Annotated in this window: 22 protein-coding genes; 10 read left to right on the forward strand and 12 right to left on the reverse strand. The window is 58.1% G+C overall.

Annotated features, from left to right (window positions below):
* The 3 genes from AADA15_RS14590 to AADA15_RS14600 form a co-directional block, all read right to left on the reverse strand.
* Positions 1-1,430, reverse strand: a 1,430-nt coding sequence (locus tag AADA15_RS14590) for a cache domain-containing protein (protein WP_341642290.1), incomplete at its 3' end; no start/stop codon positions are given.
* A gap of 156 nt (positions 1,431-1,586) precedes the next feature.
* Positions 1,587-2,459 carry a ribokinase gene (locus AADA15_RS14595; protein WP_341642291.1) on the reverse strand — a complete coding sequence of 291 codons (873 nt, stop codon included), beginning with the start codon at positions 2,457-2,459 and terminating at the stop codon, positions 1,587-1,589.
* Between the two features lie 11 nt (positions 2,460-2,470).
* On the reverse strand, positions 2,471-4,726 hold the full coding sequence (locus AADA15_RS14600) for an NADP-dependent malic enzyme (RefSeq protein ID WP_341642292.1): 2,256 nt from the start codon (positions 4,724-4,726) through the stop codon (positions 2,471-2,473).
* A gap of 324 nt (positions 4,727-5,050) precedes the next feature.
* Between AADA15_RS14600 and AADA15_RS14605 the strand changes: the two genes are divergently transcribed.
* Both AADA15_RS14605 and mutS read left to right on the forward strand, forming a co-directional pair.
* Entirely contained in the window at positions 5,051-5,896 is an 846-nt protein-coding gene (locus AADA15_RS14605; protein ID WP_341642293.1) for a flagellin N-terminal helical domain-containing protein, read from the forward strand.
* 99 nt (positions 5,897-5,995) lie between these two features.
* A complete protein-coding gene (mutS, locus tag AADA15_RS14610; protein WP_341642294.1) occupies positions 5,996-8,629 on the forward strand; it encodes a DNA mismatch repair protein MutS in 2,634 nt (877 codons plus the stop codon).
* A 55-nt stretch (positions 8,630-8,684) separates the two neighbouring features.
* Here mutS and AADA15_RS14615 read toward each other — a convergent pair whose 3' ends face one another.
* Together AADA15_RS14615 and hrcA are read right to left on the reverse strand one after the other, a co-directional pair.
* Positions 8,685-9,245, reverse strand: a complete 561-nt coding sequence (locus tag AADA15_RS14615; protein WP_341642295.1) for a nucleotide exchange factor GrpE — start codon at positions 9,243-9,245, stop codon at positions 8,685-8,687.
* A 9-nt stretch (positions 9,246-9,254) separates the two neighbouring features.
* Positions 9,255-10,319 carry a heat-inducible transcriptional repressor HrcA gene (gene hrcA / locus AADA15_RS14620; RefSeq protein WP_341642296.1) on the reverse strand — a complete coding sequence of 355 codons (1,065 nt, stop codon included), beginning with the start codon at positions 10,317-10,319 and terminating at the stop codon, positions 9,255-9,257.
* Between the two features lie 142 nt (positions 10,320-10,461).
* On the opposite strand from hrcA, the gene rph reads away from it, so the two are divergent.
* The 4 genes from rph to AADA15_RS14640 are packed head-to-tail and all read left to right on the forward strand — an operon-like array spanning position 10,462 to position 13,307.
* Entirely contained in the window at positions 10,462-11,175 is a 714-nt protein-coding gene (gene rph / locus AADA15_RS14625; RefSeq protein WP_341642297.1) for a ribonuclease PH, read from the forward strand.
* Positions 11,172-11,786 (forward strand): RdgB/HAM1 family non-canonical purine NTP pyrophosphatase, encoded by a 615-nt coding sequence (rdgB, locus tag AADA15_RS14630; RefSeq protein ID WP_341642298.1) that lies wholly within the window; start codon positions 11,172-11,174, stop codon positions 11,784-11,786. The genes rph and rdgB overlap by 4 nt, the downstream gene beginning before the upstream one ends.
* The gene (gene hemW / locus AADA15_RS14635) at positions 11,783-12,949 is read left to right on the forward strand and encodes a radical SAM family heme chaperone HemW (protein ID WP_341642299.1); all 1,167 of its coding nucleotides are present in this window, start codon (positions 11,783-11,785) and stop codon (positions 12,947-12,949) included. Before rdgB ends, hemW begins: the two co-directional genes overlap by 4 nt.
* Before the next feature lie 4 nt (positions 12,950-12,953).
* Entirely contained in the window at positions 12,954-13,307 is a 354-nt protein-coding gene (locus AADA15_RS14640; RefSeq protein WP_341642300.1) for a YbaN family protein, read from the forward strand.
* Here the strand turns inward: AADA15_RS14640 and AADA15_RS14645 are convergent.
* The 7 genes from AADA15_RS14645 to AADA15_RS14675 all read right to left on the reverse strand — a co-directional run bounded on the left by AADA15_RS14645 (position 13,297) and on the right by AADA15_RS14675 (position 20,741).
* On the reverse strand, positions 13,297-14,193 hold the full coding sequence (locus AADA15_RS14645) for a ParB/RepB/Spo0J family partition protein (RefSeq protein ID WP_341642301.1): 897 nt from the start codon (positions 14,191-14,193) through the stop codon (positions 13,297-13,299). The genes AADA15_RS14640 and AADA15_RS14645 overlap by 11 nt on opposite strands.
* A 15-nt stretch (positions 14,194-14,208) precedes the next feature.
* A complete protein-coding gene (locus tag AADA15_RS14650; RefSeq protein WP_341642302.1) occupies positions 14,209-15,018 on the reverse strand; it encodes a ParA family protein in 810 nt (269 codons plus the stop codon).
* The gene (gene rsmG, locus AADA15_RS14655) at positions 15,011-15,628 is read right to left on the reverse strand and encodes a 16S rRNA (guanine(527)-N(7))-methyltransferase RsmG (protein ID WP_341642303.1); all 618 of its coding nucleotides are present in this window, start codon (positions 15,626-15,628) and stop codon (positions 15,011-15,013) included. Before rsmG ends, AADA15_RS14650 begins: the two co-directional genes overlap by 8 nt.
* Entirely contained in the window at positions 15,625-17,499 is a 1,875-nt protein-coding gene (gene mnmG / locus AADA15_RS14660; protein WP_341642304.1) for a tRNA uridine-5-carboxymethylaminomethyl(34) synthesis enzyme MnmG, read from the reverse strand. The genes rsmG and mnmG overlap by 4 nt, the downstream gene beginning before the upstream one ends.
* Before the next feature lie 12 nt (positions 17,500-17,511).
* Positions 17,512-18,798 carry a tRNA uridine-5-carboxymethylaminomethyl(34) synthesis GTPase MnmE gene (gene mnmE, locus AADA15_RS14665; protein ID WP_341642305.1) on the reverse strand — a complete coding sequence of 429 codons (1,287 nt, stop codon included), beginning with the start codon at positions 18,796-18,798 and terminating at the stop codon, positions 17,512-17,514.
* Between the two features lie 31 nt (positions 18,799-18,829).
* A complete protein-coding gene (gene rho, locus AADA15_RS14670; RefSeq protein ID WP_341642306.1) occupies positions 18,830-20,101 on the reverse strand; it encodes a transcription termination factor Rho in 1,272 nt (423 codons plus the stop codon).
* A gap of 184 nt (positions 20,102-20,285) precedes the next feature.
* Complete coding sequence (locus AADA15_RS14675; RefSeq protein WP_341642307.1) at positions 20,286-20,741, reverse strand: CopD family protein; 456 nt, start codon at positions 20,739-20,741, stop codon at positions 20,286-20,288.
* Between the two features lie 416 nt (positions 20,742-21,157).
* Here AADA15_RS14675 and AADA15_RS14680 point away from each other — a divergent pair, with 416 nt between their 5' ends.
* From AADA15_RS14680 to dnaQ, 4 genes are read left to right on the forward strand one after another with little or no spacing between them, the layout of a single operon-like run.
* On the forward strand, positions 21,158-21,757 hold the full coding sequence (locus AADA15_RS14680; protein ID WP_341642308.1) for a Maf family protein: 600 nt from the start codon (positions 21,158-21,160) through the stop codon (positions 21,755-21,757).
* Entirely contained in the window at positions 21,754-22,587 is an 834-nt protein-coding gene (locus AADA15_RS14685) for a shikimate dehydrogenase (RefSeq protein ID WP_341642309.1), read from the forward strand. Before AADA15_RS14680 ends, AADA15_RS14685 begins: the two co-directional genes overlap by 4 nt.
* On the forward strand, positions 22,584-23,177 hold the full coding sequence (coaE, locus tag AADA15_RS14690; protein WP_341642310.1) for a dephospho-CoA kinase: 594 nt from the start codon (positions 22,584-22,586) through the stop codon (positions 23,175-23,177). Before AADA15_RS14685 ends, coaE begins: the two co-directional genes overlap by 4 nt.
* The gene (gene dnaQ, locus AADA15_RS14695; protein WP_341642311.1) at positions 23,170-23,907 is read left to right on the forward strand and encodes a DNA polymerase III subunit epsilon; all 738 of its coding nucleotides are present in this window, start codon (positions 23,170-23,172) and stop codon (positions 23,905-23,907) included. Before coaE ends, dnaQ begins: the two co-directional genes overlap by 8 nt.
* Positions 23,908-23,956: the final 49 nt, after the last annotated feature.

Below are 23,956 nucleotides of genomic sequence, written 5' to 3' on the forward strand. Positions count from 1 at the left end.
GATTTCACGCTTGCGGTGAGTTCATCGAGAGCGGCGGCGGTTTCCTCGAGCGTGGCCGCCTGGCTTTCGGTGCGGTGTGACAGGTCGTCCGAAGACTGGCTGATCTCGGCCGCGCCGTTGCGGATGCTCTGCGCCGATTCGACGACCTGAGCGACGGTGCCGTTGAGGTTTTCGACCGTCTTGTTGAAGTCGATCCGCAACTGTTCGTAATCCTCCGGGAAGGTACTGTCGATGCGCACGGTAAGATCGCCACCGGCGAGAGTGGCAAGATTTCGGCCAAGAGAAGATACAACCTCTGCCTGATGCTTGGCGCTGGCTTTCTGGGCCGCTTCAAGTTCTTTCTGGCGCGCAAGGGCATCGCGGAAAACCACGAGACTGCGTACCATGTCGCCGATCTCTCCCTTCGTCGGCAATCCGGCGGTTTCAATCGACAGATCGCCTTCGGAGAGAGAAATCATGCGGCGGCTGATGCGATTGAGCAGACCACACAGCCATTTGCCCAACAAAAGCGCCATGGCACCAGCCAGCAGCATGGCCACAAGGGCCGCGCCGATTCCGGTCGTGCGGATGGTGTTCGTGATTCCATGCACGGTTTTCAAGGGAACAACCGCATTGCCAACGGCAACCAGGTTGCCGGAAAAGTCACGTATTTCAAAGGGGCGGCCAGCGTATGCATCAGCGTTGATTTCGAAATTCTCCCGTTCAACGACGGTACCGCCGACAAAGGCTGCAAGTGTTTCATTGGTCAGCAACGCAGGCCCATCATAATTGCCCGTAAGGCGCTGGATTTCTCCGCCGCTTGCGGAAAAGGAACTGACATCGCTATCCGGCAGCAGATAGACTTCAATGCGGCTATCGCTGCCTTCGGTCAGGCTCTCGATCAATGCGCTGTCGAATTTCAACCCGATCTCTACAGAGCCCACGTGACGGCCATCATGGCTGATGGGACTTATGCCGCGAATGCCGATACCGGCCCGTCCACGCTCCAGTCCCGCGACTGGCGCCTGGGTTTGGTTCGCGGCGACAACGGAGTGGCGGAACCCGGACAGGTCATCTCCGAACTTTTCAGGCTTGTGCACACGGAACACAGACACCGCACCGGGCGTGTGAAACTGGAACTGGGCGATCCCGGCTTGAGCGGACAGCTCCTTGAAGTTCTGTGCAAAGAGACGGTTGAGGGTTTCCTGATCCTGTTCTGCAACGGCACGCTGGACGTCCGGCATTGATGCGACGATCTGCGCGGTCGTGAGGGCCAGACGCTGGCGGCCTTCGATCTCGGCGTTAACGCGCGCCTCGAACTGGCGCAGCTCTCGCTTGGTTCCTTCGTCGGACACTGTTCCAAGCCCCATGAAAAGGGGAACGGTCACAATGGCGATCGCGATCAATGAACTGATCAACAGCGAAACAACAATACGCATACGAAGGGACATACCAGGACTCCTAAAACCAGAGTCCTTTGCATACTGCAGAATGCCTTACCAAAACGTCTATTTTTCATGCAGAATCGTAATGGATCCCGGCTCAAAAGAGTGGGAAACCGTTCAACGGCGTAGGGCTTCAGGCCTGCTTCGGTGGATCAAAGACGCTCAGAAGCGGGCGTCTTGTACCTCTTTCAGGTCGGGGATGACATCGGCTGTGCCGTGGCGGGTAACCATCAGGGCCGCTGCGCGCGTGGCCTGCGCAATGGCCTGCGCCATCGGCATGGCGCGGTCGAGACCTGCCAGAACATAGCCTGTGAACGTGTCCCCTGCGCCGGTGGTATCAACCGGCGTCACCTGCAGGGCGGGGATCTCTTGTACTTCGCCGCTTGAACCGTGAATATGGCGTGCGCCTTTTGCACCCAGCGTGACGATTACATCCGAAACACCCAAAGCCTCTGGGGCAAGGCCGGTTGCATCCTGCAGCTGACACGCCTCGACCTCGTTCATGAACAGAAGGTCGATGCAGGGTAAAACATCCTGCACAGCCGCGGCATCGAAGGGGGCTGCAGCATAGGCAACGCGAAGTCCCAGCTCGCGACCCATCTTTGCCGCCTCAGCCTGAAGGTTGGTCTCGTTCTGTATCACCAGAATATCCCCGGCCGAGGCAGCCGACAGCGCCTGTCCAATCTGATCGCCACTGATCGCACGGTTGGCGCCGGGAAACAGGATGATCTGGTTTTCGCCCTTCTGATCCACCGCAACGATGGCATGGCCGGTGGGGGTGTCGATCTGGGCGATATGGCGGGTATCGACGCCGTATTCCATCAGCCGGTCGCGCGCCCATGCCCCTTCGGGCCCCACGGCACCGATATGGCAGACATGCGCCCCGGCGCGGGCGGCGGCAACGGACATGTTCGCCCCCTTGCCGCCAAGGAACTGGGCAAAATCCGTGGCCGCGAGTGTCTCTCCTGCCTGCGGAAGATGCGGCAGGGTATAGACCATATCGGCGTTGATCGAGCCCAGGTTCCAGATCGTCATGAGATGCCCCTTTAGCCGATGTTGCAGGCCGCCAGAACCGCCATGTTCAGCACGTCATTGGCGGTGGAGGTGGTGGAGCAGATCTGGATCGGCTTGTCCACGCCCGACAGGATCGGGCCGATCACCGTGGCGCCGCCCATCTCCTGCATCAGCTTGACCGAGATCGAGGCCGAGTGCCGCGCGGGCACAATCAGGATGTTCGCGGGGCCAGAGAGGCGCTGGAACGGGTAGTTCTCCTGCGCCTTGGCATTGAGCGCCACGTCCACGGTCATTTCGCCCTCGTATTCGAAATCGACGCCACGTTTGTCGAGAACACCGGGGGCGATGTGCATCTTTTCGGCGCGTTCGGACACCGGGTAGCCGAAGGTCGAGAAGCTGACAAATGCCACCCGCGGATCAAGGCCCATGTGGCGGGCAACACCGGCGGCGCGTTCGGCGATGGTCGCAAGGTCATTCTCATCAGGCCATTCGTGCACCAGTGTATCGCCGATCAGCACGATGCGCCCTTTATGGAGCAGCGCGGTGACGCCGGCAGCACCGTGTTTCGCATCAGCGTCAAAGACATGGTTGATCTGATCCATCACGTGCGCGGATTTGCGGGTCGCCCCGGTCACCAGACCATCGCCGTGCCCATGGGCCAGCATCAGCGCCGAGAACACGTGCCGGTCGCGCGCCACAAGGCGGTGGATGTCCTTTCGGTCAAACCCCTTGCGCTGCAGACGGTTGAACAGGAATTCCTTGTAGATCTCGAAATGCTGGGTGTTGGCGGCATTGACCACCTCCAATTCGCGCACCGCATCGCCTAGGCCGGCGGTTTCCAGCTTGGCCTTCACATCGTCGGGGCGACCCACAACCAGCGCCTTGCCAAAGCCTGATCGCTGGTAGGTGACCGCGGCGCGCAGCACGCGCGGATCGTCGCCCTCGGCAAAGATCATCCGCGACTGGGCCGAACGGGCGCGCGCATTGAGGCCGCGCAGGATCGAGGCGGTGGGGTCCATCCGGCTTTTCAGGCTGACCTCATAGGCCTCCATGTCGATGATCGGGCGGCGGGCGGCGCCGGTGTCCATGCCCGCCTTGGCCACGGCGGGCGGGATGCGGTGGATCAGGCGCGGATCGAAAGGTGTCGGGATGATGTAATCGCGACCAAAAGCCAGCGATTTGCCATAGGCCAGCGCCACCTCGTCCGGAACATCCTCGCGCGCCAGCGCTGCCAGCGCATGGGCGCAGGCGATCTTCATCTCGTCGTTGATGGCGCGCGCATGGATATCAAGCGCGCCACGGAACAGGTAAGGGAAGCCAAGAACGTTGTTCACCTGGTTGGGATAGTCCGAGCGGCCCGTAGCGACGATCGCATCGACGCGCACCTCGTGAGCCTCTTCCGGGGTGATCTCGGGATCCGGATTTGCCATGGCAAAGATGACCGGGTTATCGGCCATGGATTTGACCATTTCCTGGGTCACCGCGCCCTTGACCGACACGCCAAGGAAGACATCGGCCCCCACCATGGCTTCCTCAAGGCTGCGCAGCTCGGTCTTGACCGCATGGGCCGATTTCCACTGGTTCATACCCTCGGTACGGCCCTGGTAGATCACGCCCTTTGTGTCGCAGACGATGCAGTTCTCGTGCCGTGCGCCCATCGCCTTCAGGAGCTCGATACAGGCGATGCCCGCCGCCCCGGCCCCGTTCAGGACGATCTTCACGTCTTCGATCTTCTTTCCCGAGATATGCAGCGCGTTGATCAGACCCGCCGCGCAGATCACGGCGGTGCCGTGCTGGTCGTCGTGGAAGACCGGGATATCCATCTCTTCCTTGAGACGCTGTTCGATGATGAAACACTCGGGCGCCTTGATATCCTCAAGGTTGATACCACCAAAGGTCGGACCCATCAGGCGCACCGCCTTGATGAATTCGTCCGGGTCTTCGGTGTCGAGTTCAATATCGATGGAGTTCACATCGGCAAAGCGTTTGAACAGGACCGATTTCCCTTCCATCACCGGTTTCGATCCCAGCGCGCCGAGGTTGCCAAGACCCAGAACCGCCGTCCCGTTCGAGATCACCGCCACCAGGTTGCCCTTGTTGGTGTAATCATAGGCGGTTTCCGGGTTCTCGGCGATCGCCTCGCAGGGAACTGCAACGCCCGGAGAATAAGCCAGCGACAGATCCCGCTGCGTGGTCATCGGGACGGTTGCATTGATCTCCCATTTGCCGGGGGTGGGCTCCAGGTGAAAGGCGAGCGCCTCTTCGTCGGTGATCTTCGCTTTGGGCATGGGCTGTAGGTGTCCTCTCCTAATCGGGCACAGTCTTAGCCTAGGCCTGCGCGCCCCTCAATCCGATCTGGAAAGAATTTGACCCGCAAAAAGCAATATTATTTCAAATAAAACTTGATGGATTCAGTCAGATTTTCGCCACATTCCAGCCGCACCAAAGCTCGTTTCTGTTAATATATCCTAACGGCCTCCTGATCGTCGGGTGGCGCTCGGGCGGCTTTCAACGCCCTGTGAAGCCTATGTCAGAACGGCATACCATCTTTTCGAAGAGCCACACCCGCCGTCCTTGAACGGGACGCTGGGGTTAACTTGGGATGCAAGTGAATGACGAGTATCAACACAAACAGCGGCGCTATGACGGCGCTGCAGATGCTGGGCGGAACCGTCCAGAGCCGGGCGGAGGTCCAGGACGCGGTTTCGACCGGCCGAGACATCAACAGCGCAAAGGACAATGCAGCACTCTGGGCGATTTCCCAGATCATGGAAACCGACGCTGCTGCGTTCAAGGCAACCTCCAAAGCGCTCTCACTGGGCGAGGCGACGGTCGCGGTTGCATCGGTGGGCGCTGAAAGGATCGCGGAAACCGTCATGGAAATGAAGGAACTTGCGATCACCGCCGCCAGCGGATTGGTCGATTATTCCAAGATCGAAGCGCAGATGCAGCAGAAGACCGATGAGATCAATTCGATCATCTCCTCCAGCCAGTTCAACGGGGCCAACCTGCTGAAAACAAACGTTAACGACAGTGGCGCCACCAGCCTTTCGGTGGCCGCGTCGCTGGATCGGGACGGCTCGGGCGGGGTTTCCCTGTCGATGATCGAAGTGCAAAGTGTCAATTTCGAGGGCGACCCCGCCTTTGACATCAACGGCCGCAGCGCGATCACGGATCAGGCCAGTGCAATGGCCGCCGTGGGAGAGCTTGAGGGCTTTCTGCAGTTTGCCGTGAATGGTGCTGCAGCACTTGGCTCTTCGGCAAGTCGGATCGCCGTGCAGAACGAGACTGTTGGCAAACTGGCCGATGCAACACGTATGGGCATCAGTTCGATGGTGGATACCAATATGGAGGAAGCCGCTGCCCGGCTTGCGGCCCTCAATGTACAGCAGCAGCTGGGCACCTTGTCCCTGTCCATTGCGAACTACAGTCCGCAGTCCCTTGGAGTGCTGTTTTAAGCGTGTTGCCCAAAGACCTATAGCCGGTCAGGCGTAACCGGGTTTTCCTTGGACCTCCCGCATTGTAAATGTCGGGCGAACACTTCCGGGGGACCTTGCATGACCGTTACGCCCATGATGGCGCAATATCTTGAGATAAAAGCAGCGCATCCCGATGCGTTGCTTTTTTATCGGATGGGCGATTTCTACGAGATGTTCTTTGAGGACGCGGTCAATGCCGCCGAGGCGCTGGACATCGCCCTGACCAAACGCGGCAAGCACGACGGTGAAGACATCCCCATGTGCGGCGTTCCCGTTCATGCCGCCGAAGGGTATCTGCTGACCCTGATCCGCAAAGGCTTCCGGGTGGCCGTGGGCGAACAGCTGGAAAGCCCTGCCGAGGCCAAGAAACGTGGCTCCAAATCGGTGGTAAAGCGCGATGTGGTGCGGCTGGTGACGCCCGGCACGCTGACCGAAGACTCCCTTCTTGAGGCGCGCCGCCACAACTTCCTGGTCTCCTACTCGGAACTGCGGGACGAGGCCGCGCTGGCCTGGGCGGATATCTCGACCGGGGCGTTTCACGTGATGCCCATCGCCCGTGTGCGCCTGTCGCCAGAGCTGGCGCGGCTGGCGCCATCGGAACTGATCGTCGCGGACGGGGCTACCTATGACACCACCCGCCCGCTGGCCGATGAATACAAGATCCCGCTAACTCCGCTGGGCAAGGCCAGCTTTGACAGCACGGCAGCGGAGAAACGCATCTGCGCCCTGTTCAACGTCGGTGCGCTGGATGGGTTTGGCACCTTTTCCCGCGCCGAGGTTTCGGCCATGGGTGCGCTGATCGACTATCTGGAAATCACGCAGAAAGGCAAACTGCCCCTGTTGCAGCCCCCGGTTCAGGAAGCACAGGACCGTGTGGTGCAGATTGATGCCTCGACTCGCGCCAGTCTTGAACTGACGCGCTCCCTGTCCGGCGGACGTGCTGGATCGCTGTTGTCGGTTGTGGACCGGACCGTCACCCCAGGCGGCGCACGACTGCTTGAACAGCGCATGGCAAGCCCGTCACGCAATCTCGATGTGATCAGCGCGCGGCTGGCAGCACTGGATTTTGCGGTCGAAGCAACGCAGCTTTCGCAGGATATCCGCGCGGCCCTGCGCAAGACGCCGGATCTGGACCGGGCCCTGTCGCGCCTCGCCCTGGAGCGCGGCGGCCCCCGCGACCTGGCCGCTATCCGCAACGGGTTGATGCAGGCAGAGACCATCGCTCAGATGTGCGAGGGACAGAACCTGCCCGATCTGATCGCGGGTGCCGTGCACGATCTTCTGGGGTTCGACGATCTGTTGTCGCTTCTGGATGCGGCACTGGTCGCCGATCCGCCGCTGATGGCCCGGGACGGCGGGTTTATCGCGGCAGGTTATGATGCTGATCTGGACGAGGCGCGCACCCTCCGGGACGAAGGGCGCTCGGTTATCGCCGGGATGCAGCAGAAGTATTCCGAACACACCGGCATCGCCTCGCTGAAGATCAAGCACAACAACGTGTTGGGCTATTTCATCGAAACCACTGCAACCCACGCGGAAAAAATGCTCTCGGCGCCTTTGTCGGAAACCTATATCCATCGTCAAACCACCGCAAATCAGGTGCGATTCACCACGGTGGAGCTGAGCGAGATCGAGACCCGGATCCTCAACGCCGGAAACCGGGCGCTTGAGATCGAAAAGCGGCTCTATGAAAGGCTTTCTCGCGCCATTCTCGACACGGCGGCACGGCTGAACACCGCTGCCAAGGGGCTGGCGGAACTGGATCTTGTCACCGCCTTGGCTGATCTGGCGAGAGGTGAAAACTGGACGCGGCCCAAAGTAGACAACTCGCGGGCGTTTCACGTGGAGGGCGGACGACACCCAGTCGTGGAACAGGCGCTGCGACAGCAGGGCGGCGACAGCTTTGTGGCCAATGACTGCGATCTCTCAGCGAGCGATGGCGCGGCGATCTGGCTGCTGACCGGTCCCAACATGGCCGGTAAATCGACCTTTCTGCGGCAGAACGCGTTGATCGCGCTGCTTGCGCAGATGGGGAGTTACGTTCCCGCAGAAGCCGCCCATATTGGCCTTGTCAGCCAGTTGTTCAGCCGCGTCGGCGCTTCGGACGATCTGGCGCGGGGGCGGTCGACCTTCATGGTGGAAATGGTGGAAACCGCCGCAATCCTCAATCAGGCCGATGACCGCGCGCTGGTGATCCTTGATGAGATCGGGCGCGGCACGGCGACCTATGATGGTCTTTCTATTGCCTGGGCCACGCTGGAGCACCTGCACGAAGTGAACCGCTCCCGCGCGCTGTTTGCGACACACTACCACGAGTTGACCCAGCTGGCTAACAAACTGGAGGGCGTCGACAACGCCACCGTCACCGTGAAGGAATGGGACGGCGAAGTGATATTCCTGCACGAGGTCAAGAAAGGCGCTGCCGACCGATCCTACGGTGTTCAGGTGGCGCAGCTTGCCGGCCTGCCGTCTTCAGTGGTGGCACGGGCACGGGATGTTCTCGACATGCTCGAAAAAGGCAGCCGTGAAGGTGGTGGTGCAAAGATCCAGATCGACGATCTGCCCCTGTTTGCTGCCGCCCCACCCCCGCAACCAAAATCCGCTGCAGGCCCTTCGCCAATTGACGCGCTGCTCAGCGAGATCCACCCGGACGATCTGACACCCCGTGAAGCGCTGGAGGCGCTCTATCGTCTGAAAGACGCGGCCAAGTAAAAGAAAAGGCGGCCCTGCAGGGCCGCCTTTTTCGATACTATCCGAGAGATACGCGTTACGCGGGCGTGGAGGACACCCCAACCTGCGCCGGGCGCAGCAGGCGGTCGTGCAGCATGAAGCCTTCGGCAGATACCTGAATGATATCGCCGGCCTTGGTGCCGGGCACCGGTGCTTCGAACATGGCTTCGTGCATTTGCGGGTCGAACTTGTCACCCACCTGCGGCGAGACGATGCGGATGCCGTGCTTTTCAAAGACGCCCAGAAGCGCGCGCATGGTCAGCTCCACCCCTTCGATCAGGGCAGCAGAGACTTCCTTTTGCTCATCCGAGGCGGATTCCACGGCGCGTTTCATATTGTCAAAGACCGGCAGCATATCACGCGCCAGTTTCGAGCCACCGTATTGTTCGGCCTCGCGGCGCGCCTTGTCGCCCCGCTTGCGGGCGTTTTCGGCATCGGCCAGTGCACGCATGAAACGGTCCTTGAACTCGTCCCGCTCGGCGCGCAGGGCATCCAGTTCCAGCGCCGCGTCGTCAAACTCTTCGGTTTGTGCCGCCAGCTCTTCCGCTTCGGCATCTGCGATATCGTCCAGAAAATCGTCGTTCTTGGGCTCTGCCATTTTTCACCTCTAACTCCGGTCTGACAGCAATTTGCCGACCAGTTGCGCCGTATAGTCCACGATGGGCACAATCCGTCCGTAGTTCAGGCGGGTCGGGCCAATCACCCCCACCGCACCAATCACCTTTCGATCCGCGTTCATATAAGGAGACACCACCAAAGAGGAACCCGAAAGTGAGAAAAGTTTGTTTTCCGAGCCAATAAAAATGCGCACGCCTTCGCCTTCCTCGGTGAGTTCGAGGAATTCGGCAATATCCTGCTTGCGCTCCAGATCGTCGAACAGGCTGCGGATCAGATCCAGCTCTTTGGTCGCACCCTCGTCGGAAAGAAGATTCGCACGACCCCGCACGATCAGGCGCGCCTGATCGCTGCCATTGTCTTCCCAGGCCGCAAGGCCACTTTCGATCAGATCATGGGCAAGATTGTCGATCTCCTGCCTGCGGGCCGAGATCTCTTCCTGCATGTCACGGCGCACATCGCTCAGCGTGCGCCCCTCAACCAGGGCATTGAGGAAGTTCGCCGCCTCACGCATGGAACTGGGAGTCTGCCCCGGTGGCGGCGTGAACAGGCGGTTTTCCACGTGACCGTCGGAAAAAACCAGCACCACCATGGCCCGGTCATGCCCCAGCGAGACGAACTCGATATGGCGGATCTCCGCCTCATGTTTCGGTGTCAGCACAAGCGATGCGCCCTGCGTCACCCCCGATAGCGCCGCGCCGACACGGTCTAGCATACCGCTGACATCGCCGGAGTTGCGCCCCAGCGTCGCGTCGATCTTTTCGCGGTCCTGGGCTTTCAGATCTTCGACTTCCAGCAGGCTGTCCACGAACATCCGCAGACCCAGCTGCGTCGGCACCCGGCCCGCGCTGATATGCGGGCTGTCGAGAAGACCCAGAAACTCCAGATCCTGCATCACATTGCGCACGGTGGCGGCGCTGACCTTCTCGCTCAGCGAGCGGGTCAGGGTGCGACTACCAACGGGATCGCCGCTCTCCAGATAAGATTCCACCACCGCCCGGAATACATCCCGCGAGCGGTCGTTCATGTCTTTCAGGATGTCGTTTGCATCGGTCATGAGCATTTCAGCGGTTGAACGCTATATAGATTGGAACCAGTTTCCGGATTGCCATTAAAGAGCCCTGCGCGCAAAGGTCAATCATGCTTGCATCCTGCGCACCCGCAGGGCTATCCGAAGGCCAGCAACAAAAGGATATTCCATGCGACCCTCTGGACGACAATTGAACGAGATGCGCCCCATTTCCATCGAAACCGGATTTACCAAACATGCCGAAGGGTCCTGCCTGATCAAGGTTGGCGACACCCACGTTCTGTGTACAGCCACCATTGAGGACCGCGTACCCCCGTTCATCAAGGGATCGGGCCTTGGCTGGGTGACTGCGGAATACGGCATGCTGCCTCGCGCAACGAACACCCGCATGCGCCGTGAGGCTGCCGCCGGCAAGCAGGGCGGACGCACCGTCGAAATCCAGCGCCTTATCGGCCGCGCCCTGCGCGCCGGTGTTGACCGGGTTGCCCTCGGCGAACGTCAGATCAGCATCGACTGCGACGTGCTGCAAGCCGATGGCGGGACCCGCTGCGCGTCGATCACCGGCGGCTGGGTCGCTCTGCGACTGGCAGTGAACAAGCTGATGAAGGCGGGCGATGTCTCGGTCGATCCGCTGATCGACCCCGTTGCCGCCGTGTCTTGCGGTATCTATGCCGGCCAGCCTGTGCTGGATCTGGACTACCCCGAAGATTCTGAAGCCGGCGTTGATGGCAACTTCATCATGACCGGATCTGGCAAGCTGATCGAAGTGCAGATGTCAGCTGAAGGGTCGATGTTCTCGCGCGATCAGATGAACAACCTGATGGATCTGGCCGCGCATGGCACCGCGGAGTTGGCCGAAATGCAAAAGGCAGCCTGCGCATGACCCGCAAGTTCGAAGGCGACCGGCTGCTGGTCGCCACCCATAACAAGGGCAAGCTCGAGGAGATGGCCCATCTTCTTGAGCCCTTTGGTGTCTCGGTCGTGGGAGCGGCCGAGATGAACCTCCCCGAACCGGAAGAAACCGAAGACACATTCGTCGGCAATGCCCGGATCAAGGCCCATACAGCCGCCAAGGCAACCGGCCTCCCTGCCCTTTCGGACGATTCCGGCATCACCATCGACGCGCTGGATGGCGCGCCTGGCGTCTATACCGCCGACTGGGCCGAGACCGGCAATGGCCGCGATTTCATGATGGCGATGACTCGCGCCCACGAGGAACTGGAAGCCAGGAACGCGCCCCATCCCCGCACCGCGCAATTTCGATGCACCCTGGTCCTTGCATGGCCCGATGGACATGACGAGGTCTTTGAAGGCGTCGCCCCCGGTCACCTGGTCTGGCCAATCCGCGGCGCCGAAGGCTTTGGCTATGATCCGATGTTCGTCCCCGACGGCCATGAGGTGACCTTTGCCGAGATGGACCGCTGGGAAAAGAACAAGATCAGCCACCGCGCCGATGCGGTGGCCAAGTTCATCAAAGGCTGTTTCGGTGAATGACCGATTTTGCGGATGACTGGCGCAACGGGGGCTTTGGCCTTTACGTACATTGGCCCTTTTGCCAGGCCAAATGCCCCTATTGCGATTTCAACAGCCACGTCACCGCAAATATCGACCAAAAACAATGGGTTGAGGCCTATATTCAGGAACTATCCCGCACGCCTGAAGCACTGCGCGGCCGGGTTCTGAACACAATCTTCTTTGGCGGCGGAACGCCCTCGCTCATGCATCCAGATACCGTCGCCGCCGTGATTGATGCGGCACGTGATATCTGGCCCTTTGCCAATGACATCGAAATCTCGCTGGAGGCCAACCCCGGTTCGGTGGAGGCGGGCCGGTTCGCTGGGTACCGCGACGCCGGGGTCAATCGTATCTCGATGGGGATCCAGGCGCTGAATGACGACGACCTGCGCCGCCTTGGCCGTATTCATTCGCTGTCCGAGGCACGCGCGGCATTCGACATTGCCCGTGCCTGTTTCGACCGCGTCAGCTTCGATTTGATCTACGCCCGTCAGGGACAAACCCCGCAAGCCTGGGAGGCAGAGTTGCAACAAGCCCTGTCGATGGCGATCGACCACCTGTCGCTTTACCAGCTGACCATCGAGGATGGCACCGCCTTTGGTGACCGCTACGCCCGTGGAAAGCTGCGCGATCTGCCCAACGACGACAGCGCCGCGGATATGTATCAGCTGACACAAGACATCTGCGCCGATTACGGCATGCCTGCCTACGAGGTATCCAACCACGCCCGCCCCGGTGCGGAAAGCCGCCACAACCAGATCTACTGGCGCTATGGTGATTATGTCGGCATTGGACCCGGCGCCCATGGACGCGTCACGTTGAACGGTACCCGCTATGCCACCGAAACCCATCGTGCACCCGGTGCCTGGCTGGATGCAGTCGCCAAGGGGAGCGGAGAATCCCTGCGTGATCCCCTGGAGCGGGACGATGCCGCCGTAGAGTTTCTGATGATGGGACTACGCCTCACCGAAGGGTTGGACATGACCCGTTATACGCAGCTGTCCGGCAGGCCCCTGGACAAAGACCGACTGAACAACCTTGCCGACATGGGAATGGTCACTATTTCTGATCATAGGCTGCGCGCAACGGATCAGGGGCGTGCCGTGCTGAATGCAATCCTGCGGGAATTATTGGTGGACTGAACGGATGCGCTATATCTACGCCGGCCTGGGATTGTTGTGTGTGACCCTTGGCCTGATCGGCGTGGTTCTGCCCCTGCTTCCCACCGTTCCCTTTCTGCTGCTGGCAACGTTCTTCTTTGCAAATTCTTCCGAACGGCTGCACAACTGGATCATCACCCATCAGACCTTTGGCCCAATGATCCTGGATTGGCAGGAGAATGGAGCGATCCGGCCAACCGCAAAAAAGGCGGCAACCGGATCGATTGCCGCCGTATTCCTGTTGTCGCTCGTCCTTGGCGCCCCGTCACACGTATTGGGCATTCAGGCTATCGTCCTGTCCTGCGTTCTGATTTTCATCTGGACGCGGCCTAGCGGCTAAGCAAGTTGCACAGCTCATCAAGCTGATCGAGCGTTTCGTAGCTGATCGTGACAGACCCGGATTCGCCGCCCGGCATGTGGTCGATGGAAACCTTCATCCGCAACATGGCAGACAAGTCGCCCTCAAGCGCGCGTGTATCCGCGTCCTTCTCCATTTCCTTGCGTGGCTTCTTGGAGCCCGCCACCGGCGAGACACCAGCAGCGTCCTTTTTTACAAGGTTCTCGGTCGCACGAACGGATAAGCCGCCCTTTACGATCTTCTTCGCAAGCTCAGAGGCATTGTCAGACGTGATCAGTGCCCGCGCATGGCCTGCTGACAGCTTGCGATCCTGGACAAGCTGCTGCACATCCTGAGGAAGATGCAAAAGCCGGACAAGGTTCGCGATATGGCTTCGGCTTTTTCCCAGCGCTTCGGCCATGCGCTCCTGAGTGTGACCGAATTTCTCCATCAACTGCTTGTAGCTTTGCGCCTCTTCCATCGCATTCAGGTCAGAGCGCTGAATGTTCTCGATGATTGCAACCTCGAGCATTTCAAGGTCATCATAGTCCCGGATCAGGACCGGTACCTCGTGCAGCTGCGCCGCCTGGGCCGCACGCCAGCGTCGTTCGCCTGCCACGATCTCATACATGCCACCGTCGCGCGGACGCACGATCAGCGGTTGAAGCACGCCCTTTTCCTTGATCGAGGCCGTCAGATCATCGAGGTCTTCCTGCAGGAACTGCCGTCGGGGCTGATTGGGGTTTGCCGTGACCTTTTCGATTGGAACCAGGACTTCGGCATTCCGAGGTGACTCTGTTCGGGTGCTGACCGGTTCCGGGTTTACGTCCGCCATCAGTGCGGACAATCCCCGACCCAGACCGCGCGGCTTGTTCTTTTTTTCTGTCATAGTGCCCTCCCCGGTTTACGCTGCTAGTTTTTGATGGTTCGCGATTACTTCCTCTGCCAAGGCCCGGTAAGCCCGGGCACCAAGCGAGTTCGTATCATAGTTCAGGACGGGCAAGGCGTAAGACGGCGCCTCACTGACCCTCACGTTTCTCGGGATCACGGTACGGAATACCAATTCCCCAAGGTTATCACGCGCGTCCTGCTCAACCTGCTGTGAGAGATTGTTCCGACGATCATACATCGTCAAAACAACCCCTTCGATCCGCAAATCAGGATTGGCCGCCTGGCGGACCTGACGAATCGTAAGCATAAGCTGCGAGACGCCTTCGAGGGCAAAAAATTCACTCTGCAATGGAATCAAGACCGAATGCGCCGCAACCATTGCATTCACGGTCAACAGGTTCAGGGATGGCGGACAATCGATCAGGATGTAGTCCCAATCATAGTCATCCATGGCCGTCTGTCGCAGCGCATCGTGGAGAAGGAAGCTACGCTTCTCGTTCGCAAACAACTCGATATCTGCCGAGCTGAGATCAACGGTCGCTGGAATAACGCAAAGATCTTCGATTTCTGTAGCGCGAATGACCTCGGACAGGGGCGCATCGTCTACCAGAAGGTCGTAGGTTGTGAAGTCACGATCTTCCGGTTCAATCCCCAGGCCAGTCGAGGCGTTGCCCTGCGGGTCCAGATCAACGACAAGAACGCGCATTCCCGTCTCTACAAGAGCAGCCGCAAGGTTGATTGCCGTCGTTGTCTTTCCCACTCCACCCTTTTGATTAGCAACCGCGATTATACGGGGCCCATCCGGGCGGGATAAGTCAGACACGAGCAACTCCCTTGATTTTCAGTAAGACCGCGTCGGGTTCAGTTAAACTTGTAATCGGTTCGAAATCGAATCGCCATGTCTTGAATGCGTTATCCACCTCTTTTTTCCAATTTGCGCCCTTGGGGAACACTGCGACACCGTTTGGATCGAGATGTCTCTCGCAATACTCCAGCAATTTAGACAAATCTGCCAAAGCTCTTGCCGAAAGAACGTCAGCACATTGGGGTTCAACTAACTCTATGCGCTTGGATATTACCTCAACCCGCGCACCGCATTCTCGTGCAGCATTGCGCAGAAATGCACATTTCCTCTGATCTGATTCGATAAGCGTAACGCGAGTTTCGGGAGATTCTTCTGACGCCATGATAGCCACAACGATGCCCGGAAGGCCGCCCCCACTTCCGATATCGGTCCAGTGGCCAGCGGCATCAACAGATCTATAAACCTGTATAGAATCAACGATATGACGCCTCCAGATATCTGGAACGCTATGACGCGAAATCAGGTTTATCTTTGCGTTCCACTTTTTGAGGACTGACTCAAACATCTTGAGCCGGTCTATTGTTTCACGTGAAACATTCAGTTCCTCAAGCAGCAGATCCGCATTCATGCCGTTCTACTCCGGGCCACCCCTTCTTTGCGAATTCTGGCCAACACCAAGGCAAGCGCAGCAGGTGTCATACCATCAACCCTTGCCGCCTGGGCCAGGTTTTCCGGTCGTGCGCGTGTCAGCTTCTGCTGGAGTTCTTTTGACAAACCTTCGATGCCTGCGTACACGAAACCTTCCGGAATCAGATGCTGCTCATCTCGGCGCAAGGTTTCAATCTCGCGGTTTTGCCGCTCAATGTAATTCGCGTAGAGCGCGTCGCGCTCAACCTGCCGTCGAATATCTGGTTCAACGCCGACGAGGTCCGGAATTAGATGAACCAAGTCCTCGAAAGTAACGTCCGGAAATGCAAGAACATCCATACCCGTCCGCTTGTTTCCGTCTTGGTTGATCCTGATACCGGCTTCAGAAACCATTTTCGGCGTGTAACTCTTGGCATTCAGGTAAGAACGTGCCGATTGGAGCTTCTCAACCTTCTCTTGAAACATCAGACGCCGTTCATTTCCCACGCATCCAATTTCCATTCCCAAGGGAGTAAGCCTTTGGTCTGCATTATCAGCTCGCAGAGAAAGTCTGAACTCTGCCCTGGATGTGAACATTCGATAAGGCTCAGTCACCCCGTTCGTGGTCAGATCATCGATCATCACGCCGATGTAGCTCCCTGACCGGCCGAAGATTACCGGATCCTTTTCAAAGCTGCGCCTTGCAGCGTTAATGCCAGCGACCATCCCCTGCGCCGCAGCTTCTTCGTAGCCAGTTGTGCCGTTGATTTGCCCGGCAAGAAAGAGCCCCGGAATGTCTTTGAGTTCCAGGGAAAGCGTTAACGCACGAGGATCAACGTAATCATACTCAATCGCGTAGCCAGGCTGGAGGATCTTTGCGCCTTCCAAGCCAAATATGGAGCGGACGTAGTCCTCCTGCACATCAACGGGCAGGCTGGTCGATATTCCATTTGGGTAGACGGTGTTATCGTTCACGCCCTCCGGTTCCAGAAATATCTGGTGAGAGGACTTGTCGGCGAACCGCACTATTTTATCTTCAATCGATGGACAGTAACGCGGTCCTATTCCTTCGATGTGACCGCCATACATGGCGGAGCGCTCGAGGTTCTTCCGAATGATTTCGTGTGTGTTTTCGTTGGTATGAGTGATGCCGCAAGACACCTGGGGAGCGGAAACAGACCTGGATCCAAAGGAAAAGAACGTGGGTTCATCATCTCCGGGCTGCATCTCGAGCACATTCCACCGAATAGTGGTCCCATCCAATCGTGGAGGGGTACCTGTCTTCAAACGGCCGAGAGGAAGTTCAAAGCTATCCAGACGATCCGCGAGCTGGACGGATGGCTTATCACCCATTCTGCCCCCTGGTTTTGACACATCGCCAATATGGATAACGCCCCGTAGAAACGTACCGGAGGTCAGCACAACAGAACGAGCTGTCACTTCGCTGCCATCTGCCAGAGCAACGCCAGCGACCGTGTTTTCTTTCATCAGGAAGTCAACTACCTCAGCTTCTAGGATTTCGAGGTTTTCTTGTTCTTCCGTCAGTTTGAGCATTTCCCGCCGATAGATGCTCCGATCGGATTGTGCCCGCGGCCCCTGGACGGCTGGTCCTTTTCGACGGTTTAGGAGGCGGAACTGAATACCGGCAAGGTCAGCGACTTTTCCCATGACTCCGTCCAGAGCATCGATCTCGCGAACGAGATGTCCCTTTCCCAATCCACCGATTGCCGGATTGCACGACATGACGCCAATGCCGGATCGCTTGAGCGTAACCAGGGCAGTTTTTGCACCCAGTCTGGCGGATGCGTGAGCTGCTTCCGTTCCGGCGTGACCGCCGCCAACAACAATTACATCATAGTCCGAATGTTTCACGTGAAACACTCCTCACTTACCAAGACAAAAGCTGGAGAAGATCTCATCCAGCAGGTTTTCCACCCCAACCCGGCCAACCAAAAACTCCAAGGAACGAATCGCCGATCGCAGGTCTTCGGCGGCTAATTCATAGTGATCTGGTCCCAATTTCAAAACGGCTTCCGCGCTATTCAGGCTTTCCAAGGCTGCCAACAACGCATCTTTATGCCTTTTTCGAGTCGACACACCTGCCCGAGTTGATCGCTCTTTCAACACAGACCCGATATGATCAACCAATGCGTCGATCCCCTGCCCTGTCTTCCCCGAAATCCCTGTTACAGCGTCCACTTTCTGATCGGCTTTTGGTACCAATCGAATATCGCCGGGTTGCATCTCAATATCCAAGGATTCGCCAGGATCAGCAAGAAATACCCGCAAGTCAGCACGTTCGGCACGTTCACGGGCGCGTGCTATGCCGATACCTTCGACGTGATCTTCGGTATCCCGCAACCCAGCCGTATCAAGCAATGTAATAGGTAAACCCGCAAGATCCATCCTCACTTCGATGATATCACGCGTCGTTCCCGCATACTCGGATGTGATCGCAGCCTCCCGGCCCGCCAAGGCGTTCAGAAGCGTGGACTTACCAACATTAGGCGCACCAACAATAGCCACTTCGAAGCCCGATCGGATTCTTTCCGCTATACCGACCCCGGCGACCTCAGCCCTCAGATCTGTTTGAACCCTGGAAAGAAGCGATGACACCTCGGGCGTCACGTCAACCGGAACCTCTTCATCTGCGAAATCAATCGTGACTTCAATGAGCGATGCAGCTCGAATCAGATTCGTCCGCCAACCGTCTGCCAGATCTCCCAATGCGCCAGACAGAACCAGCTGCGCTTGCTTTCTCTGCGCTTCCGTTTCCGCTTCGATCAGGTCCGCCAGACCTTCGACCTGAGCCAGGTCCAGATTTCCGTTTTCAAGGGCACGGCGGGTGAACTCTCCCGGAGCTGCAAGACGCAACCCATCGATCTGACCTAGACGGTCAAGAACGGCTGAAACAACAGCTGTGCTTCCGTGCGTCTGGAATTCGACAACGTCTTCACCCGTAAAGCTGTGCGGCGCAGGGAAGGTCAGAACCAGGGCCTCATCAAGGAGATCCCCAGAGGCGTCCATCAGCCGACGTACCCCGCGCCCCGGAGCGGACACAGACATTCCGCATATCTGCACAACGGAACTGAGCGCTTCAGGTCCAGAGACCCGGATTACCGCGACCCCGGCTTTTCCTTGAGCAGAGGCCAACGCAAAGATCGTATCCATGGAAGGCCTTCCTTTCTTTGAAATATAAGGCCTAGGTGTTCATCGAGTCGAAGAACTCAGAGTTTGTCTTTGTCTGCTTGAGTTTGGACAAGAGGAACTCAATAGCCTCGGTGGTGCCCATCGGGTTGAGAATTCGACGCAAAACGAAGGTCTTAGCGAGGTCAGCCTTGTCGACCAGAAGGTCCTCCTTACGGGTACCCGATTTGAGAATATCAATCGCCGGGAAGACACGTTTATCGGCAATTTTGCGGTCCAGAACCAGTTCGGAGTTACCCGTACCTTTGAATTCTTCAAAGATGACTTCGTCCATACGGCTCCCGGTGTCGATCAGCGCGGTTGCAATGATGGTCAAGGAGCCGCCCTCTTCAATATTCCGGGCCGCACCAAAGAAGCGCTTTGGTCGCTGCAAAGCGTTTGCATCCACACCACCCGTCAGAACTTTGCCCGAAGATGGGACTACAGTGTTGAAGGCACGACCAAGTCTTGTGATCGAATCAAGAAGAATCACAACATCTCGCTTATGTTCGACCAGACGCTTGGCTTTTTCGATCACCATTTCAGAAACCGCCACGTGGCGTGTTGCCGGTTCATCAAAGGTGGAGGAGACAACCTCGCCCTTAACGGACCGCTGCATGTCGGTGACTTCCTCGGGCCGTTCATCGATCAGCAGAACGATCAGGTAGCACTCCGGGTGATTTTTCTCGATGGAATGCGCGATGTTCTGCAGGATTACGGTTTTACCGGTCCGCGGCGGCGCAACGATGAGCGAGCGCTGACCCTTGCCGATCGGCGCGACCAGGTCGATCACACGGGCGGACTTGTCCTTGATGGTGGGATCCTCGATTTCCATCTTCAGGCGCTCATCCGGATAAAGCGGTGTGAGGTTGTCGAACGCGATCTTGTGACGGGCCTTTTCGGGGTCCTCGAAATTGATCTTCGTCACATTGGTCAGGGCAAAATAGCGCTCGTTTTCCAGCGGAGCCTTGATCTGGCCTTCCACCGTATCCCCGGTGCGCAGCGAATACTGGCGGATCATTTCAGGGGAGACATAAATATCGTCCGGACCCGGCAGATAGTTCGCCTCGGGAGAGCGCAGGAAACCAAACCCATCCTGCAACACTTCCAGAACGCCATCACCACCGATGTCCCAGCCCTCATCCGCGCGTTCCCGCAGGATCTGGAACATCATCTCGCCCTTGCGCATGGTCGAGGCGTTCTCGATCTCCAGCTCTTCGGCCATGGACAACAGGTTTTTTGGGCTTTTCGCTTTGAGATCGGACAGATTGAGGGATTGAGCGGTCATACACATACAGCCTTTGCAGCCCCAATGATCGGGGAGAGGTGTCATTTACAATTCGGAAGACACGAGTGCCCGGACGGGCCCGTTAAGCGCCATTCATAGGGATATGTCGCCAATGAGTCAAACCCCGGCTGTATGGCGCTTTTTGGGGCCTCTGAGAGCACACTCATATGCCGAGGTGCAATCGTCAGAACTTGAAGATGACCGAGATGACGATGATCACCATGAACAAGGTCGGGACTTCGTTCATCATACGGTACTGGCGACCTGTCAGCGTGTTGCGGTCTTCTTCAAAGTCATTGATGCGCCGCTTCAGCCAGATGTGAAACCAGGTCATGCCGATTACGCTGGCTCCCTTGGTCCAGGGCCAGATCGACGACCAGTCAACGAAACCCGGTGTGAAGGCAATGAACAGCCCAGCCACCCAGGCCGTATGCATGGCGGGACTCATGATCACTTTCATCAGTTTGCGTTCCATGGTGAGAAAGATCGGGATGGCGTCCTGAACCTTCTCAGCCTGCTCCACGTGATACACGAACAGTCGTGGGAGATAGAAAAGACCTGCCATCCAGCTGAGGACTGCCATGATGTGGAGGGACTTTGCGTATGGATAGAGGACATACATCCAGTCAGTCAGGCTCATGGTCGCTCTCTTTCCTTCGTTCTCGTGGGGCACCCTAAAATAATAAAGAAAGATTTAAAGGATGATGTTTTTGTAGGGCATAGGGATTTCAGTGGATTATCGAGTCCTTCCCCCGCATATCCCCAGCGTGGACAAACCTCCATGTGTCACATTGGGTTAAAGGTGAATAAATCATTAAAGACCTTGTTTTCATGGCTTCTTAAGGTTTGGTTAACCAAGGTAAACATGGGGATAACCCTGGGATTATTCATGAAACCGAGAGATATCCACGATCCGAAAGTTATCCCAATCCACGCGGGGCGAATCCCTGCACATCCGGGATGAAATCGCCGCTTTGGCTGTGGGCTTGCCAAACGGGCTGAAAACCATACAAAACATTCCGATACTGTGAACCGATTTCCCACGGGGTTTTCCACATGACTGCCCACATAGTGCTGGCCTCCGGGTCCGAAATCAGGGCTCATCTTCTGCGTCAAGCGGGTATTGAGTTTGCCCAGGACATACCGCGGCTGGACGAGCAGAGCATAAAAGCTGCCCTTCTGGTCGAAGAGGCCCCGCCGCGCGACATTGCCGATGCACTGGCCGAGGCAAAGGCGCGCAAGATCAGCGCGAAACACCCCGGATCCATGGTCATCGGTTGCGATCAGGTGTTGGATTTTCAGGGGCGGCTGCTGTCCAAGCCCAAGACACCCGAAGAAGCGCTGTCTCAGCTCAGCGAAATGCGCGGACATCGGCACATGCTTTTGTCTGCAGCGGTGATCTATCGCGATGGGGAACCCCTGTGGCGGCACGTGGGACAGGTGCGCCTTCTTATGCGCAAAGCATCAGATGAATACCTACAGGACTATGTGACCCGCAACTGGGACAGCATCCGCCATGCGGTTGGCGCCTACAAGCTCGAAGAGGAAGGCGTACGGCTCTTTGCGAGCATCGAGGGAAGCTATTTTAACGTTTTGGGATTACCGCTGACTGAACTTATAAACTACCTGGGACTGCAGGGAGTTATCGATCAATGAGTCTTGCCAAGATACCTCTGGCCGGGGTCATCGGATGCCCGGTGGCCCATTCGCGGTCTCCGCAGATCCAGAACCACTGGCTCCGGACATACGGGATCGCGGGGTATTATGTGCCTATGCATGTAGAGCCCCAGGATCTGGAAACGGTGATCCGCAGCCTGCCAAAGGCGGGATTTGTCGGTGCGAACGTCACCCTGCCCCACAAAGAATCCGTGATGCAGATCGCCGACAAGGTTACGGATCGGGCGACCCTCATGGGGGCAGCCAATACGCTTATCTTTCGCGAAGATGGGTCTATTTTGGCTGATAATACAGATGGTTACGGTTTCATTACCAACCTTCATCAGGGCGCGCCCGACTGGAAACCGAAAGCGGGACCGGCTTTGGTTCTTGGAGCGGGCGGCGCATGCCGGGCCGTGATCGCGTCATTGGTAGAGGCCGGCGTGCCCGAGATCATGCTATCCAATCGCACCCGCGAGCGCGCCGATCAGTTGCGCAAGGAATTTGGCAAGCGGATCCGTGTCATCGATTGGATCCAGGCCGGCAACGCGGTCGAGGAGGCCTCTCTGGTTGTCAACGCCACCTCGCTCGGCATGGAAGGCAAGCGCCCCCTGCGGGTGCCGATGGATGGGCTGCAGCCGTCTTGCGTGGTCACCGATCTGGTCTACACCCCGCTTGAAACTGATTTGATCAAGTCGGGCAAAGAGGCCGGTTGCACGGTGGTCGATGGCCTCGGCATGTTGCTTCACCAGGCGGTTCCGGGGTTCGAGCGCTGGTTTGGCCAACGGCCCAAGGTGGATGAGGCAACCCGCGCGGCGGCGCTGGCATGACGTTTTCTCTGGGTCTGACCGGCTCGATCGGCATGGGCAAAAGCACCACGGCCAAGATCTTTGCCGAGCTTGGCTGCGCGGTCTGGGACGCGGATGCGGCGGTGCATCGACTGTATGGTGTCGGCGGTGCGGCCGTCATGCCGATGGCCGAGGCGTTTCCGCAGGCGATCACCGCAGGCATGGTGGATCGCGGCGCGCTGAAAGAGATTATCTCACGCGACCCCTCTGCCTTGTCCGTGATTGAAAAGATCGTGCACCCTTTGGTGGCCGAGGACCGCGCGAAATTTCGACGCGGCGCAGACAGTGACATCCTTGTGTTTGACATTCCCTTGCTTTTTGAAACCGGTGGCGATGCGGCCATGGATGCGGTCGCCTGCGTCTGGGTGGATGCTGAGACACAGAAACAGCGGGTTCTGGATCGCGGCACCATGACGGTTGAGCAATTTGCCCAGATCCTGCAGAAACAGATGCCAATCGAAGAGAAACGCGCCCGCGCCGATTATGTGATCGAGACCGATACCCTGGATCACGCCCGCGCGCAGGTGGAAGAGATCCTGAAAGACATCAGGGGAAAGATGGCAGATGCGTGAGATCGTTCTGGATACCGAGACGACGGGTTTTGACCCCTTCACCGGCGACCGCATTGTCGAGATCGGCGCGGTGGAACTCTATAACCACATGCCCACCGGCAAGACGTTTCATGAGTACATCAACCCCGAACGCGACATGCCGGAAGAAGCCTTTGGCGTCCACGGGATCGGTCCTGACCTTCTCAGCCCGCCGCAGCCTCCTGCCCCCGGAGCCGTAACCCTGCGGGACAAGCCGGTTTTTGCCAAGATTGGCCAGAAGTTCCTCGATTTCGTGGGCGATGCACGTCTGGTGATCCACAACGCCAGCTTTGACATGAAGTTTCTCAATGCCGAACTTGGCTGGATGAACCTGCCGCAGCTGCCCATGGATCAGGCGATCGACACCCTGGCCATGGCGCGCAAACGGTTTCCGGGGTCACCTGCCACGCTTGATGCCCTGTGCCGCCGCTTCAGTATCGACAACTCAAACCGGACCCTGCACGGCGCGCTTCTTGATTCCGAAATCCTGGCCGAAGTCTATCTGGAGCTGATCGGGGGTCGACAACCGGATTTTGGCCTGTCCACGGCAGGATCTGGTGGATCGCAGGCGGGATCGGCCGAGCCTGACTGGCGTCCTTCTCCGCGTCCATCCCCCCTGCCCCCACGACTGACGGCCGAGGAAAAAGCGGCTCATGATACCTTTGTCGAAAAAATGGGCGACGGCGCGCTTTGGGCAGCCGTGCAGTCCTGATACTTTGACCAATCAAAGAAAAACGCTGCCGGACTGACCGACAGCGTTG

The sequence above is a fragment of the Phycobacter sedimenti genome (assembly GCF_038148855.1).
Lineage (GTDB): Bacteria > Pseudomonadota > Alphaproteobacteria > Rhodobacterales > Rhodobacteraceae > Phycobacter > Phycobacter sedimenti.